Raw genomic sequence first — 13,931 nt, forward strand, 5'->3', positions numbered from 1 at the left:
ACAGGATTTCTAAAAATCGTACTTTTTCTCTGGCCAGGCAATCGCCGGAATGCCCCCCAGACGCGGGCTGGCGAACAGGTTTCCCTGGAACTGAGATATCCCGGCAGATTCCAGCCACATCCACTCTTCGGCCAGCTCTACGCCGACTGCGCAGAACAGAATTTCCAGGGACGCGCAGCATTTGATGATCGCCTGAATAATAGCCTGACGCGGGCCGCTCTTGTGCACGTTGGCAATCAAATCACGATTAATCTTAATTCTGTCCGGCTGAAACTGGGCCAGCAGTTGCAGGCCGGCGAATCCGGCCCCAAAGTGATCGATAGCCACGCTAATGCCGGCGCTCTTAAGCTGTCTGACCGCGCTGGTGAAGTCCTCAAAACGCGAGATCGCCTCGCTCTCGGTAAACTCGACCACAATTTGCTCCGGCACAAAACCGTTCGCCTCTATTGCCGTAAGTAAAAAATCGACGGCACCGGGAACATTGACCAGCGTCATCGGCAGCAGATTGATGGACAACATTTGATTCCCCAGGCCCAGCGCGCTGGCCATCGACAGAGCCACCTGCTTGCTCTTTAAATCCGATTCATACAGCGCCTCACGCGGCTGGTTTGCAAAATATTCTTCCGGCGACTCCCCGGACGGCGTGCGGATCAGGGCTTCCCAGGAGACAACCTGCTGCATAAACGGATCGACGATAGGTTGAAATGCGAAACTACAGTCAGCCCCCTTTGCCACTACCGTCGGCTGCGAAGATAACGGCGTGTTTTCGGTGACAAATTCCCAGGAATCTGCCGAAGGTAGCTCAAAATAGTTAGCTTTTTCAGTGGCTTCAACAAACGTGCGGAAAAATTGCAGGGCGCGATCGTTATACGTCAGCTGATAGCGGGTGGTGCCTTTATCGAGAACCTGTTGCAGCACTTCGTCCGTGTCGTACTGACGAAGGTCAAAAAGCTCCATCCCGGCGTTGCCAAAGCGCCGGGAAGGACCATGATCGCTCAATAATTCGACCACGTTGTGATGCCGTGGGTCGCGGCAGATGAGCTGATAGATCTCATTTACGTTCTCAGCGGGCCCTTCAAGTAATTGAAAAAAGTGTGTGCCGTTAAACAGCAAAATCCCCGTTACATCTAACTGGCGATTTCTACAATTTGCAGCATCGACCATGTCTTCCAGCGCTTTAACTGGAACGTCCTCGCAGATATGACTGCGGTAAATAATGGTTGTGAGCATGCTAATCCTGGAGATTGAAGGGGTGACCACGAAAAAGCGTGGGGAGAACTCTTTTATAGCACATTTATTGCCCAACAAATAATTTACATCTCAACGAGTTAGGCGGCTTCTTTACGCTATTTGCTGGCTTGTACAACTCTGCGCCGCCACTGCGGATTGTACAATATATTCTGTAAATTCCGCATTAAATTTAACACACATAACAATATGATAAATAACACCTTTATAAAATATATTATAAAATTCTTAAAAAATTGTACATTTTAAATGTACAGATTTGAAAATTATGTATACCTTAAATGTAACGTTACTGATTACAGAATTTTACAGGAGCGAAACATGCAGCAGAAAGGTTACGTCGCAGACTCAGCAACCGCCATTGCGCAGTACTTCGAAAAAGCCGCGCTTCCAACCCAGCAGGAAACCTTGGGCCAGGTTGTTGTTGAAATTCTTAGCGATGGGCGAAATCTGAATCGCAAATCGCTCTGCACAAAACTGTTAAGTCGCCTCGAAAAGGCTAAAGGCCCGGAAGAGGAACGCCATTATCACCTGCTTCTTGGTCTGCTCTTCGAACGTTAATGTTATGAACGGCGGTGATGCAGACAGCCTGATCGACCAGCTTATTGGAGAAGCAGCGCTTTCACTCCTGAAGGCGCGAGCTCCCGTGACGACCGAGGGGTTGGTTCAGCATCTGCGTAATATGCAAGCACGTGAAACGGATCCCCAGCGGCGGGAGACATTGGCGACGGTGATAGCTGAAATCAGCTCTGGCACTGTCGCTTTTACAGGTCGCAGAACCGCACAAGGACGAACAGAGAGAGAGGGATCTCTTAAGAATAATCGAGACAATGTAGTGCCGTTATTTGGTCATGGAAAACCTTCCAGTCCCAAGAAGATACATTGACTACAACTTTACAGCTACGGTGAGAACAAATGAGACAAAATATTCAGCTTCAACCCGAATTCCACTCTGCCTTTCTTGATAGCGCGTTGTCGGAGTATTTCCGTCATGCGGGCGATCGCTTTGCTGAAGAGTCTGCCATTTTTTCGACTGCGGTTCGTTGTGTTCTCGCTTCCGAAGGTCATCTGACCAACAAAGCGATCATTCTCTGGCTGATCCAGACGCTGGAAACCACCGACGACGTCGTCAAGGCGGATGTGATCCGCAAGACGCTGGAGATTGTCGTCGGTTATACCATGGACGATCTTTAAGGCCTCTCCCTTCCCATCCCGACGGATAGCGTGTCATCGTCAATTCTGACGAACAGACTGACGATGACACGCCCTCTCTTCCGGAACGCCCTGTTAGTCAAGCACGCTGAATGTGGCATGGATCCTGCTTAGTCCGCTATGGGACTGGGCTTTCCAGTAATTATTGCTTCATTTCTTAACAGGTCTGTTATTGATGAAAAAAATCGCTAGCGTCTGCCCCTACTGCGGTGCAGGCTGCAAACTCAACCTCGTTATTAAAAACAATCGGATTATCCGTGCCGAAGCCGCTGATGGCGTAACTAATCAGGGCACGCTTTGCCTGAAAGGATACTACGGCTGGGACTTTCTGAACGACACACGGCTGCTTACTCCCCGTTTGACGCAGCCCATGATCCGCTACAGCAAAGGCGGAGCCTTTACCCCTGTTACCTGGGAAGAGGCCATTCGCTATACCGCTCACAGGCTTAAAAGCACAAAAGAACAGTATGGCCCGCGGTCCATTATGACCACGGGTTCCTCGCGGGGAACGGGCAATGAAACCAACTATGTGATGCAAAAATTTGCCCGTGCGGTGCTGAATACTAACAACGTTGACTGCTGCGCCCGCGTCTGTCACGGTCCGTCCGTTGCCGGTTTACAGGAGACCCTCGGCAACGGCGCCATGAGCAATTCCATTAACGATATTGAAAACTCAAAATGTCTGCTGGTGTTCGGCTATAACTGCGCCGATTCTCACCCCATCGTCGCCCGACGCGTACTTAAAGCACGTGAAAATGGCGCAAAAATCATCGTCTGCGATCCGCGTCATATTGAAACGGCACGCATTGCCGATCTTCATCTTCAGTTGAAAAATGGCAGTAACATGGCGCTGGTCAATGCCTTTGGCTATGTCCTGCTGGAAGAAGAACTGTACGACAAAAACTATGTTGCCCGCTTTACAGAAGGGCTTGAGGCGTACCGACTGACGGTAAACGATTACGCACCCGAGCAGGTTGAACATTTGACGGGGATTCCCGCGCGGGATGTTCGTCAGGCAATGCGCATGTTCGCGGCGGCGCCTTCAGCGACGGTGATGTGGGGAATGGGCGTCACGCAGTTTGGTCAGGCGGTCGATGTGGTGAAAGGTCTTTCCAGCCTGGCGCTGCTGACCGGTAACCTGGGCCGCCCAGCCGTCGGCGTGGGTCCGGTTCGCGGGCAAAATAACGTTCAGGGTGCCTGCGATATGGGCGTTCTGCCCAATATGTTCCCCGGCTACCAGGATGTCACTGACCCGGGGGTCAGACTGAAATTTGCCGATGCGTGGAAAATCAATGTCAACCGGATGGACGATCGCATCGGGACGCGTATCACCGAAGTACCGCATCTCGCGATGGAAGGTAAGATCAAAGCGTATTACATCATGGGGGAGGATCCGCTTCAGACAGAAGCCGATCTCGGTCTGGTCCGCCGGGGCTTTGAGGCGCTCGATTTTGTGGTAGTTCAGGATATCTTTATGACCAAAACGGCAGAGGTGGCTGACGTGCTGCTCCCTGCCACTTCATGGGGAGAACACGCTGGCGTGTTCACCTGTGCCGATCGCGGCTTCCAGCGTTTCGGCAAAGCCATTGAGGCCAGCGGGAACGTCAAGCGCGACTGGGAGATCATCAGCCTGCTGGCCACAGAGATGGGCTATCCCATGCATTACGAGAATAACCAGCAGATCTGGGATGAGATGCGCGAGCTGTGCCCCCTCTTCTACGGCGTGACCTACGAAAAAATGGGCGAGATGGGCCATGTTCAGTGGCCCTGCCCAACCCTCGATCATCCCGGCACCCCCTACCTGTACAAGGATAATCAGTTCGACACCCCCACAGGCAAAGGACTGCTATTTGCCGCCCCCTGGCGCGCCCCAGCGGAGACACCGGATGCGGATTACCCGCTGGTACTTTGCACGGTGCGCGAAGTCGGCCATTACTCCTGTCGCTCAATGACCGGAAACTGCGCGGCGCTGCAAAGCCTGGCCGACGAGCCGGGTCGGGTGCAAATCAATCCGGTCGACGCGGATGAACGTGGGGTCGCCGACGGCCAGCTGGTCTGGGTACATTCACGCCGAGGGAAAGTAATTACACGCGCCAGTATCAGCGAGCGCATCAATGCAGGAGCAGTCTATATGACCTACCAGTGGTGGATCGGCGCCTGCAATGAGCTGACGCAGGATAATCTCGACCCGATCTCCAGAACGCCGGAAACGAAATATTGCGCCGTACAACTGGAGGCGATCGAGGACCAGCGCTGGGCAGAGGATTTTGCGGTTTCCGCGTACCAGACCATGAAGACGCGGTTGATCGCTGCGGTTAACGTTTAAATGCATTGCCGGGTGGTGACTAACGCTGCCCGGCCAGTTATCCGCTGCCGTTTTGGGCTATTTATTGTGCATAATTATTTTTCAGGTAATCCCGAAGCAGGTTGGTCGGTTCTTTTTCTCTATTCACTTACTCAGCAATACGATCAGCTCGTCATCGCTACGCAGATTAAATTTCTGCATCATTATACATTTATGGGTAAAGACCGTTTTCTCGCTCATCTCCAGCATGTAAGCGGTCTGCACAACCGGCGGCCCTCTGTAGAAATTGACAAGGGTTACAGTCTATTTTTAGTTTTATCCCTGGCGTAAGCAGCCAGTTTTCGTCTGAACACCTGTATGTCAGAGCGCTGGAAATCGCATAGGAGGCTCGCGTTTCGCTGGCGCGTTTTAATCATGTTATTGCACAACAGAATTTATGGGAGCACTTCTCAAATCTGCTGTTCAATACCGCCTCGCGCGTCTGCGAGCATTGTGCCCAGATATCGCAAATGTCGGCTTACGTCATTATTCGCTTTCAGCTGGTAGAGCTGATGCAGGTGCCGGAAGCCACAAGACAAAGCATTACGGACGGGGAAATACATCGCCATGGAGCGCGGCGTGCTAATCGAGATCTACCATTTACCCCGTAAGTACTGAGGCCGTATTTATCTCTGGAGAAGGTGGAAAAGAAGAGCGACACTATAGAAAGTACAGTCTCTTTCCAGGTTAACGCTATGTTTTCTGACAAACTATCGCATCGCGGCTCTCCCTATGCCAAGGAACTGATTTCTCATTTACAGCCGCACTGCGCCACGCATAAAACCGATCGCGGTGAACAGCTCGATCTCCAGGTTAACGGGCAAAGCATGTGTTATTTAATTCTTGAGGGCACGATCGCCATCTACAGAAGAAGCGACGACATGATGCTTTCTACGGCGCGCAGTCCCGCCCTGTTTGGCCTCGCTAACCTGACGGACATTTATTTTAACGATTATCTCAGAACGGTGACGCCTTGCCTGATCGGTGTGCTCACGACCGACCGCGTGGCTGACATTATTAAAGAGAAGGCGCTGTGGGGACTGCTTTCTAAACATCTTATGTTTGTCTATAACCGCCTCTATCATAACGTCATGCCGAAAGGCGCCCCAACGGCGTACGAGATGATACGTCAGCAGCTCATGCTGCTTATGCAGGAAGATGACAGCTACCGGTGCAGCGTGACGGCAGAAAAGTATATCAGGGATAAAACCCAGCTTTCCCGAAGCGGCGTAATGCGGATACTTGCTGACCTGAAAACGGGCGGATTCATCGAAATGGAAGAAGGCCGGCTCATTAAAATTAACAAACTTCCGGCCAAATACTGAGTTTCGGGCACAAAAAAGGCCGCGCTTGCGGCCTTTTCTTCACTGCTTAATGGACGTGAACGCCCAACCGCCAGGCAAAGTAGATCTCTTCTTTCAGCTCGTTTGAAGAGAGCGCCAGCAAATCCGTAAATTCCAGCTCAAGCTGTTTCAGCTTCTTCAGGTACTGCGCTGGAGACAGATTGCTTTTATCGCGACGTAAATATTCAATTGCCAGTCGTGTTGGGGTTATTTCAGTATCCATGATGTCCTCGCTTATGTTCAAAACGTGACCAGTATATCACAAACGGACGGCTATTTTTTGACCAAAAACAAGACATCTGGAAACTTTACACAACGGCCGTCGTCAGCCTGGACGAACAGCAGAGGCGATCCTGCTCGTCCAGAATCTCGATCTGCCACACCTGATGACGGCCTCCGGCGTGCAGCGCACGGCAAACGCCGCGCACGCGCCCACTGCGAACGGCGCGAATGTGGTTGGCATTGACCTCCAGCCCGACCACCTTCTGCTTCCCTTCCGTGCAGAGATAACCTGCAACTGAGCCGAGCGTTTCAGCCAGCACGACGGACGCGCCGCCGTGCAACAGGCCAAACGGCTGATGCGTACGGCTGTCTACCGGCATCGTCGCCTCCAGTTCGTTGTCGCCAACGCGCGTGAACTGGATATCCAGTAAGCCGACCATGTTTCCTGCACCCATAGCATTTAATGCCTCCAGCGTGACCGCACGTTTCCAGATCATCCGATAATCTCCAGTAAAGCCTGCAATGGATGGCGCACACCGTTACCTTCCACCCGTTTCACCTGGCTGCGACAGGAGTACCCCGTTGCCAGACAGCGGTTACGCGGCAGGCGCTGCATTGCCTGATGCCACGACAGCTCATAAATGCCGAGGGAATTGGCGTGGTTTTTGACTTCATGACCGTAGGTGCCGGCCATACCGCAGCAGCCCACGTTAACGCTTTCCAGCTTCGCGCCAAAGCGGGCGAAGATTGACGCCCACTGGGCAGGCGCCGTCGGCAGCGCGGTCACTTCAGTGCAGTGTCCAAACAGATACCAGGATTCTCCGCTGGCCTCCTGAGCGTCCGTTTGCTTCAGCACCGCAGGCAGCCACTCGTGCACCAGTAAGACCTGAAAATCACCGCGCGTATCGCCGAGCGTCTGCTTATATTCTTCGCGATAGCAGAGCACCAGCGCCGGATCGACGCCAACCATCGGCATGCCGAGCTGCGCCACGCGGTTCAGGAAGTCTGAGGTTTTCTGCGCGGTTTTCGCAAATCGGGTCAGGAAGCCTTTGATATGCTGCGCTTTACCGTTTGGCGAGAACGGCAGCACCACCGGCTGGTAACCCATTTTCTCCGCCAGACGGACAAAATCCGCCACCACCTGCGCATCGTAGTAACTGGTAAACGGATCCTGCACCACCAACACCGTCTTCGCTTTCTGCTCCGGGGAGAGAGCCTCCAGCTGTTCCAGAGTCATATTCGCCGAACGGTGCCCCACCAGCCGACGCTGCAACGAGGGAACAGAGAGCAGCGGCAGATCGACCATCCCGATATGTTTTTCGGAAAGCTTGCGCACCAGCGGCTGGTTGATAAAGAAGTTAAAGGTTTTTGGCGCACGAGCCATCAGCGGCGCGTAGCTCTCGACCGTCGCCACCAGATGATCGCGCATTGGGCGCAGATAACGCGTGTGGTAAAGCTGGAGGAAGCGTGAACGGAACTCCGGCACGTCGATTTTAATCGGGCACTGGGTTGAACATGCCTTGCACGCCAGGCAGCCGGACATCGCCTCCTTTACCTCGTGGGAGAAATCGTATTCGCCTTTATTCGCATGCCAGCTGTTGCGGGTGCGTTCGATAAGCCCGCGCAGGCTGGCGCGTTTTTCCGGCAACTCCTGCTCCAGCTTGAGCGGGTCAACGCCGCGATCGGCCAGCAGGCGCAGCCATTCTCGCACCAGCGTCGCGCGTCCTTTGGGGGAGTGGATGCGGTTGCTGGTAATTTTCATCGACGGACACATCGGGCTTTTCACATCGAAGTTGAAGCACAGCCCGTTGCCGTTACACTCCATCGCGCCGCGCCAGGAAGCGCGCACCGCAATCGGAATTTGGCGATCATATGTGCCGCGCTTAACGGCATCCACCTGCAACATCGGCGCATCAACGCCCTCCGGCGGGCAGATTTTTCCCGGGTTGAGGCGGTTATCAGGATCGAACGCGGCCTTCACCTTACGCAGCTCGGCGTAGAGCTGTTCGCCAAAAAACGCCGGGCTGTACTCGGCACGGAACCCCTTGCCGTGCTCGCCCCACAGCAAACCGCCGTATTTGGCCGTCAGGGCCACAACCTCGTCGGAGATCTCCTTCATCAGGATCTCCTGCTGCGGATCGCACATGTCCAGCGCCGGGCGCACGTGCAGCACGCCCGCGTCAACGTGCCCGAACATGCCATAGCTCAGGCCATGACCGTCGAGCAGCGCGCGAAACTCAACGATGTAGTCCGCCAGATGCTCCGGCGGCACGCAGGTATCTTCCGCAAAGGGAATCGGCTTCGCCGCCCCTTTCGCGTTGCCGAGCAGCCCCACCGCCTTTTTACGCATGGCGTAGATGCGCTCGATGCCGGCGAGATCGTTACACAGCTGCCAGCCAATGACGCCGCCCTCGCCCTGCGCAATCAGCTCGTCCAGCCGCTGGCAGAGCGTGCTCACCTGGCTCTCAATGAGCTGTGCGTCGTCCCCGGCAAACTCAACGATGTTCAGGCCGAGCATCTCTTTATCCGGCACGTCGGTAATCAGCTCGCTCACCGAGTGCCAGACGATGTCTTCCCGGGCCAGATTCAGCACCTTAGAGTCGACGGTTTCCACCGACAGCGCCCGCGCTTCCACCATAAACGGGGCATTACGCAGCGCGGAGTCAAAGGAGTTGTATTTGACGTTCACCAGACGGCGCACCTTCGGCAGCGGGGTGATATCCAGACGCGCTTCGGTGATAAAGGCCAACGTACCTTCTGAACCGGTCAGTACGCGGGTAAGATCGAACTGGCTCATGTCGTCGTTGAAGACATGTCGCAGATCGTAGCCCGTCAGAAAGCGGTTTAGCTTCGGGAATTTGTCGAGGATCAGTTCGCGATTTTCGCGACAGCGCTCCAGCACGGTGCGATAAATCCGTCCGCTGGTGGTGCTCTCCTTTGCCAGCGTTTCGGCCAGTTCGACCGGCATCGGCTGGGTGTCGAGAATATCGCCCCCCAGCAGCACCGCCCGCACCCCCATCACGTGATCGGAGGTTTTACCGTAGACCAACGAGCCCTGCCCGGAGGCATCGGTGTTGATCATCCCGCCAAGGGTCGCGCGGTTGCTGGTGGACAGTTCCGGCGCAAAAAAATAGCCGTACGGTTTTAAAAACTGATTGAGCTGGTCCTTGATCACCCCCGCTTCTACGCGCACCCACCCCTCTTCGGGGTTGATCTCAATGATGCGGTTCATATAGCGGGACATATCAATAATGATGCCCTGGTTCAGCGCCTGCCCGTTGGTGCCCGTACCGCCGCCACGCGGGGTAAAGACCAGAGAGGTGAAACGGTCCTGCGATGCCAGGCGGGCGATAAGCGCCACGTCCGCGGTAGAGCGCGGGAAAACGACGGCATCGGGAAGAAGCTGGTAGATACTGTTATCGGTCGCCATCGTCAGCCTGTCGGCATAATTCGTGGCGGTATCACCTGTAAAACCCTGTTGCTCCAGTGCCTGCAAAAAATTAAGCACCAGCTGAACGACGCCAGGTGCCTGAGAAATCTGTGGGATCATGACTATCGTCCCTAATGAGAGTGATGGGAATCGTTTGCGTTGTATCACAACTTTTTATCACATTTTTTTCTTATGCGCTCAGCAGAATTACAGGCAGAATTCGCCTGTCAAAAATCGCTGAGATCATTAATGATTAAAGAGATGCGGTTTACGTTTTCGCCAGTCAGACTGGCGTTCTTTTAAGGAAAGTTTTATTTATGGTCAACCTTCGCCAGCCCAGGGATGTTGCGCAAATTTTACTGTCGGTGCTGTTCCTGGCCCTCATGATTATTGCGTGTCTGTGGATTGTTCGGCCTTTCGTGCTCGGCTTTGCCTGGGCCGCTACCGTTGTTGTCGCCACCTGGCCTTTACTCTTACGCTTGCAGAAACTGCTGTTTGGTCGTCGCGGCCTCGCCGTAATGGTGATGACGCTGCTGCTGTTCCTGCTGTTTATTATTCCCATTGCACTGCTGGTGAATAGCCTGGTGGACAGCAGCGGCCCGGTTATTCGCGCGGTCACCAGTGGTGACATGACGCTGCCGGATCTCGCGTGGCTGAACAGCATTCCGGTCGTGGGCGCTAAACTGTACAGCGGCTGGCATAGCCTGCTGGAGATGGGCGGCAGCGCGCTGATGACGAAAGTGCGTCCGTACATCGGCACAACCACTACCTGGTTTGTGGGTCAGGCCGCTCACGTTGGCCGCTTTATGATGCACTGTGCCCTGATGCTGCTCTTCAGCGCCCTGCTCTACTGGCGCGGCGAGCAGGTTGCGCTGGGCGTACGTCATTTCGCCACCCGGCTGGCAGGAAAACGCGGCGACGCGGCCGTACTGCTGGCAGCCCAGGCCGTTCGCGCGGTGGCGCTTGGCGTGGTGGTGACGGCGCTGGTGCAGGCCGTGCTTGGCGGTATCGGGCTGGCGATCGCCGGCGTCCCTTATGCCACTATTTTCACCGTCGTCATGCTGATGACCTGTCTGGCGCAGCTTGGTCCGTTGCTGGTGCTGGTCCCCTGCATTATCTGGCTTTACTGGACGGGTGATACGACCTGGGGCACGGTGCTGCTGGTCTGGAGCTGCGTGGTGGGCACCATGGATAACGTGATTCGCCCGCTGCTCATTCGCATGGGCGCTGACCTGCCGCTGATCCTCATCCTGTCCGGCGTTATCGGGGGGTTAATTGCCTTCGGCATGATTGGTCTGTTCATTGGTCCGGTGCTGCTTGCGGTAACCTGGCGTCTCTTCTCCGCCTGGGTACATGAAGTGCCGCCGCCGGGAACCGATCCGGACGTCATGCTAAGGGAACTAGAAGAGCTGGAAGACAAGAACGCGCAGTAAAGTTTTATGCCGGGTGGTGCCAGCACTTACCCGGCCTACACTCTTCGCAGCAATACTTAAACGTTGCTAAACTATTTATTCTCTGCACACTGGTCAGACCCGCCTTTTCCAGCCTAAAACCGTCATTCTCTTCGAGAAATCTTTACCTACCTTTAACTATTGAGACGAATCCGATCGACTCAAAAACCTGGCATGCCTACTATTAAGACACGGTTATAAATCAACACCTTGATTTATAAGCATGGAAATCCCCTGAGTGAAACAACGAATTGCTGTGTGTAGTCTTTGCCCATCTCCCACGGTGGGCTTTTTTTTATCCTTTTTACGTCCGCGTAATGTCACAGCGGCTGAGCATCTGCCAGTCACCCGCCAGCACCCGCGTTTCCCCGGTCACCTGCACCGTCACAACCTCGCGAATATCCGCCGAGGAAGCGCCAACCTGTAGCTCAAACTCCCCTGGCTCGACAATTCGCTTCCCGTCCCGACGCGTGAAACTGAACATCTCCACCGGCAGAGTAAAGGTCAGCGTGGCGATTTCTCCCGGTGCAAGCGTAACGCGCTGGAACGCTTTCAGCTCCTGAAGCGGACGCACCTTCGTGGCGACCTTGTCGCGCACGTAGACCTGCACCACTTCACTGCCGCTGCGCTCGCCGGCGTTGGTGATATCGATACTTAATGTCACCTCTCCAGCGATCGGGACGCGGCTTTCAGCCAGCCGTGCCGCACCCCAGCTAAACTGCGTCCAGCCGAGCCCGTAACCAAACGGGTAACGCGCGCCGAAATGGAAGGCAAACGGCGTGCCCCCGCTTTTCAGCTTGTGATTGTAGTAGTACGGCATCGCCCCGGCGCTTTTCGGCACGCTCACCACCAGCCTGCCCTGCGGTTCGGCACGGCCGGTTAACACATCGGCAATTGCCCAACCGCCTTCCTGCCCGGGCGCCCAGGCCATTATCAGCGCGGCCACCTTCTCTTCCAGCCCCTGAAGGTTATAAGGACGCCCGCCCGTCATGACAACAATCACCGGCTTGCCGGTTGCCACCAGCGCGTCCAGCAGTTGCTGCTGCACGCCCGGCAGATCCAGCGAATCGGTATCCGAGCCTTCCCCCACGGTGCCGCTCTGGAATAGCCCGGCAAGGTCGCCAACGCAGGCCACCACTACGTCACTCGCTTGTGCAGCACTCACGGCGTCGGGGATCAGATCCGTGCGTTGTGACACCGGCGACTGCTGCATCAGCTTACCGCCGCTGTCGCCCGGGAAGACCGGCGCACCCGCCATCCGTTTTTCAATAATGTGACACCCTTTCGCATAACGTATCTGCGATGCGCCAAGGTACTGTTCCAGCGCCGCGCGCGGAGTCGTCACCTGCGAGGTCTCTTCAACCATATCGCTGATGATCAGGTGAACCGGGAAGCTGTAGCCGCTCAGTAGCGCCAGCGGATCGTCTGCCGTCGGCCCGACTACGGCTACACGCGGTTTGCCGCCGAGAGGCAAAATGCCGTTATTTTCCAGCAGCGTTATCGATGTGGTTGCTACCTCGCGCGCCGCCTGTCGTGTCGCCTCGCTTTGCAAATCGATACCGTCTTCATCGACGTACGGGTTTTCAAACAGCCCGAGGCGGAATTTTTCACCCAGCACGCGCGCCACAATCTCATCCACCTTCGCCATGGAGATGAGCCCACGCTCTACCGCTTCCGCCAGGTGGCGCGCGCAGTCATCCTTCGGCAGCTCCACGTCCAGCCCGGCGTTAAACGCCAGCGCAGCCGATTCCGCTGGATCGTGAGAAATTCCGTGGTGCTGGTGCAGCAGGCTGACACCGCCGTAGTCCGCCACGATAATGCCGTCGAAGCCCCACTGCTCGCGCAAAACGGTGGTGAGCAGGAAATGGTCGCTGTGGCCCGGCTGATTATCGATGTCGTGATAGGCCGGCATCACCGAACCGGCGTTAGCCAGCTTGACCGCCATCTCAAACGGCAGCAGGAAAGTATCGTTTAGCTCGCTGAAGCCGAGATGGACCGGGGCATGGTTGCGCGCCCCTTCGCTGAACGAGTGGCCCACGTAATGCTTCAGGGTCGCCAGCAGATCGCGCTTGTCACCCTGCAATCCCTTCACGTACGCCGTGGCCATCACCCCCACCAGCCACGGATCTTCGCCAAAGGTCTCTTCCGTACGCCCCCAGCGCACGTCGCGCGAGACGTCCAGCACCGGGGCCAGCCCCTGCTGGCACCCGACTGAGCGGGCCTCTTTGCCAATCTGCTCTGCCGCGCGCTGCACCAGCGCCGGGTCCCAGGTGGAACCGTAGTTCAGCGACGACGGGAAGAGCGTGGCGTCTTTACAAAGCAAGCCGACCAGACACTCCTCATGAAACAGCGCCGGAATGCCGAGCCGGGTCTCCTCCATCATCAGGCGTTGCAGGCGGTTGGCAGCACGCACGCCGGTCTTCGCGTCGACAATGTGCGTGCCGAGCGGACGGGTGATCTGCCCGACGCCCAGCTTCAGCCTTTCGCTGAGGGACGCCTGTTCGCTTACACCGGCAAACTCATCGCTCAGATCGCTGCGCTCGCGATGGTTGCCGTTTTCATCGAGGATCAGCCAGTATGCGTGCATCTGGGCAAATTTCTCTTCCGGGGTCATACGCGCCAGTAGATCGGCGACACGCTCGTGTACGGGACGTCCCGCGTCCCTGTAGATCGCAGTCATG

12 protein-coding genes, 1 other RNA gene and 2 pseudogenes are annotated in these 13,931 nt (G+C 55.7%); 10 read left to right on the forward strand and 5 right to left on the reverse strand.

The features are described 5' to 3' along the window. Positions 1-9: 9 nt before the first annotated feature. Positions 10-1,230: a diguanylate phosphodiesterase gene (locus A3466_RS00525; RefSeq protein WP_063448953.1), complete on the reverse strand. Its 1,221-nt coding sequence runs from the start codon at positions 1,228-1,230 to the stop codon at positions 10-12. A 339-nt stretch (positions 1,231-1,569) separates the two neighbouring features. Between A3466_RS00525 and ycgZ the strand changes: the two genes are divergently transcribed. From ycgZ to A3466_RS00545, 8 genes and pseudogenes are all read left to right on the forward strand, one after another. Beyond that, the gene (gene ycgZ / locus A3466_RS00530; RefSeq protein WP_063448954.1) at positions 1,570-1,809 is read left to right on the forward strand and encodes a regulatory protein YcgZ; all 240 of its coding nucleotides are present in this window, start codon (positions 1,570-1,572) and stop codon (positions 1,807-1,809) included. Between the two features lie 4 nt (positions 1,810-1,813). After that, entirely contained in the window at positions 1,814-2,134 is a 321-nt protein-coding gene (locus tag A3466_RS23585; RefSeq protein WP_074160882.1) for a hypothetical protein, read from the forward strand. Between the two features lie 29 nt (positions 2,135-2,163). Next, positions 2,164-2,442 carry a biofilm/acid-resistance regulator YmgB/AriR gene (locus A3466_RS00535; protein ID WP_063448955.1) on the forward strand — a complete coding sequence of 93 codons (279 nt, stop codon included), beginning with the start codon at positions 2,164-2,166 and terminating at the stop codon, positions 2,440-2,442. Between the two features lie 193 nt (positions 2,443-2,635). Beyond that, positions 2,636-4,786 (forward strand): formate dehydrogenase subunit alpha, encoded by a 2,151-nt coding sequence (gene fdhF / locus A3466_RS00540; protein WP_063448956.1) that lies wholly within the window; start codon positions 2,636-2,638, stop codon positions 4,784-4,786. 15 nt (positions 4,787-4,801) lie between these two features. Next, on the forward strand, positions 4,802-5,095 hold the full coding sequence (locus A3466_RS23835) for a hypothetical protein (RefSeq protein WP_432416581.1): 294 nt from the start codon (positions 4,802-4,804) through the stop codon (positions 5,093-5,095). After that, positions 5,080-5,343, forward strand: a pseudogene (locus tag A3466_RS23595) (cyclic nucleotide-binding protein); the annotation flags it as partial. The gene A3466_RS23835 and the pseudogene A3466_RS23595, both read left to right, overlap by 16 nt. A 4-nt stretch (positions 5,344-5,347) precedes the next feature. Next, a pseudogene (locus tag A3466_RS23840) lies at positions 5,348-5,422 on the forward strand (cyclic nucleotide-binding protein); the annotation flags it as partial. Positions 5,423-5,499: 77 nt separating this feature from the next. Beyond that, complete coding sequence (locus A3466_RS00545) at positions 5,500-6,129, forward strand: helix-turn-helix domain-containing protein (RefSeq protein ID WP_063448957.1); 630 nt, start codon at positions 5,500-5,502, stop codon at positions 6,127-6,129. Positions 6,130-6,175: 46 nt separating this feature from the next. Here the strand turns inward: A3466_RS00545 and A3466_RS00550 are convergent, their stop codons facing one another. The 3 genes from A3466_RS00550 to ydiJ all read right to left on the reverse strand — a co-directional run bounded on the left by A3466_RS00550 (position 6,176) and on the right by ydiJ (position 9,919). Next, on the reverse strand, positions 6,176-6,370 hold the full coding sequence (locus A3466_RS00550) for a YdiH family protein (RefSeq protein WP_063448958.1): 195 nt from the start codon (positions 6,368-6,370) through the stop codon (positions 6,176-6,178). 85 nt (positions 6,371-6,455) lie between these two features. Beyond that, positions 6,456-6,866: a 1,4-dihydroxy-2-naphthoyl-CoA hydrolase gene (gene menI, locus A3466_RS00555; protein WP_063448959.1), complete on the reverse strand. Its 411-nt coding sequence runs from the start codon at positions 6,864-6,866 to the stop codon at positions 6,456-6,458. Beyond that, entirely contained in the window at positions 6,863-9,919 is a 3,057-nt protein-coding gene (ydiJ, locus tag A3466_RS00560) for a D-2-hydroxyglutarate dehydrogenase YdiJ (RefSeq protein ID WP_063448960.1), read from the reverse strand. Before ydiJ ends, menI begins: the two co-directional genes overlap by 4 nt. A gap of 197 nt (positions 9,920-10,116) precedes the next feature. Between ydiJ and ydiK the strand changes: the two genes are divergently transcribed. Then, positions 10,117-11,232, forward strand: coding sequence for an AI-2E family transporter YdiK (gene ydiK, locus A3466_RS00565; RefSeq protein WP_063448961.1), 1,116 nt, complete (start codon positions 10,117-10,119; stop codon positions 11,230-11,232). Between the two features lie 209 nt (positions 11,233-11,441). Continuing rightward, an RNA gene (rprA, locus tag A3466_RS00570) (antisense sRNA RprA) lies at positions 11,442-11,549 on the forward strand. Between the two features lie 5 nt (positions 11,550-11,554). Here rprA and A3466_RS00575 read toward each other — a convergent pair. Continuing rightward, the gene (locus A3466_RS00575) at positions 11,555-13,930 is read right to left on the reverse strand and encodes a glycoside hydrolase family 3 N-terminal domain-containing protein (protein WP_063448962.1); all 2,376 of its coding nucleotides are present in this window, start codon (positions 13,928-13,930) and stop codon (positions 11,555-11,557) included. Position 13,931 lies beyond the last annotated feature (1 nt).

Source organism: Enterobacter genomosp. S (genome assembly GCF_001631805.1).
Classification (GTDB): domain Bacteria; phylum Pseudomonadota; class Gammaproteobacteria; order Enterobacterales; family Enterobacteriaceae; genus Enterobacter; species Enterobacter quasihormaechei.

Coding starts and splice junctions, on each gene's coding strand:
- ydiJ (WP_063448960.1), bottom strand. CDS start 9,919: ATGATCCCACAGATTTCTCAGGCACCTGGCGTCGTTCAGCTGGTGCTT.
- ycgZ (WP_063448954.1), top strand. CDS start 1,570: ATGCAGCAGAAAGGTTACGTCGCAGACTCAGCAACCGCCATTGCGCAG.
- fdhF (WP_063448956.1), top strand. CDS start 2,636: ATGAAAAAAATCGCTAGCGTCTGCCCCTACTGCGGTGCAGGCTGCAAA.
- menI (WP_063448959.1), bottom strand. CDS start 6,866: ATGATCTGGAAACGTGCGGTCACGCTGGAGGCATTAAATGCTATGGGT.
- A3466_RS00545 (WP_063448957.1), top strand. CDS start 5,500: ATGTTTTCTGACAAACTATCGCATCGCGGCTCTCCCTATGCCAAGGAA.
- A3466_RS00535 (WP_063448955.1), top strand. CDS start 2,164: ATGAGACAAAATATTCAGCTTCAACCCGAATTCCACTCTGCCTTTCTT.
- A3466_RS23585 (WP_074160882.1), top strand. CDS start 1,814: ATGAACGGCGGTGATGCAGACAGCCTGATCGACCAGCTTATTGGAGAA.
- ydiK (WP_063448961.1), top strand. CDS start 10,117: ATGGTCAACCTTCGCCAGCCCAGGGATGTTGCGCAAATTTTACTGTCG.
- A3466_RS00550 (WP_063448958.1), bottom strand. CDS start 6,370: ATGGATACTGAAATAACCCCAACACGACTGGCAATTGAATATTTACGT.
- A3466_RS00525 (WP_063448953.1), bottom strand. CDS start 1,230: ATGCTCACAACCATTATTTACCGCAGTCATATCTGCGAGGACGTTCCA.
- A3466_RS00575 (WP_063448962.1), bottom strand. CDS start 13,930: ATGACTGCGATCTACAGGGACGCGGGACGTCCCGTACACGAGCGTGTC.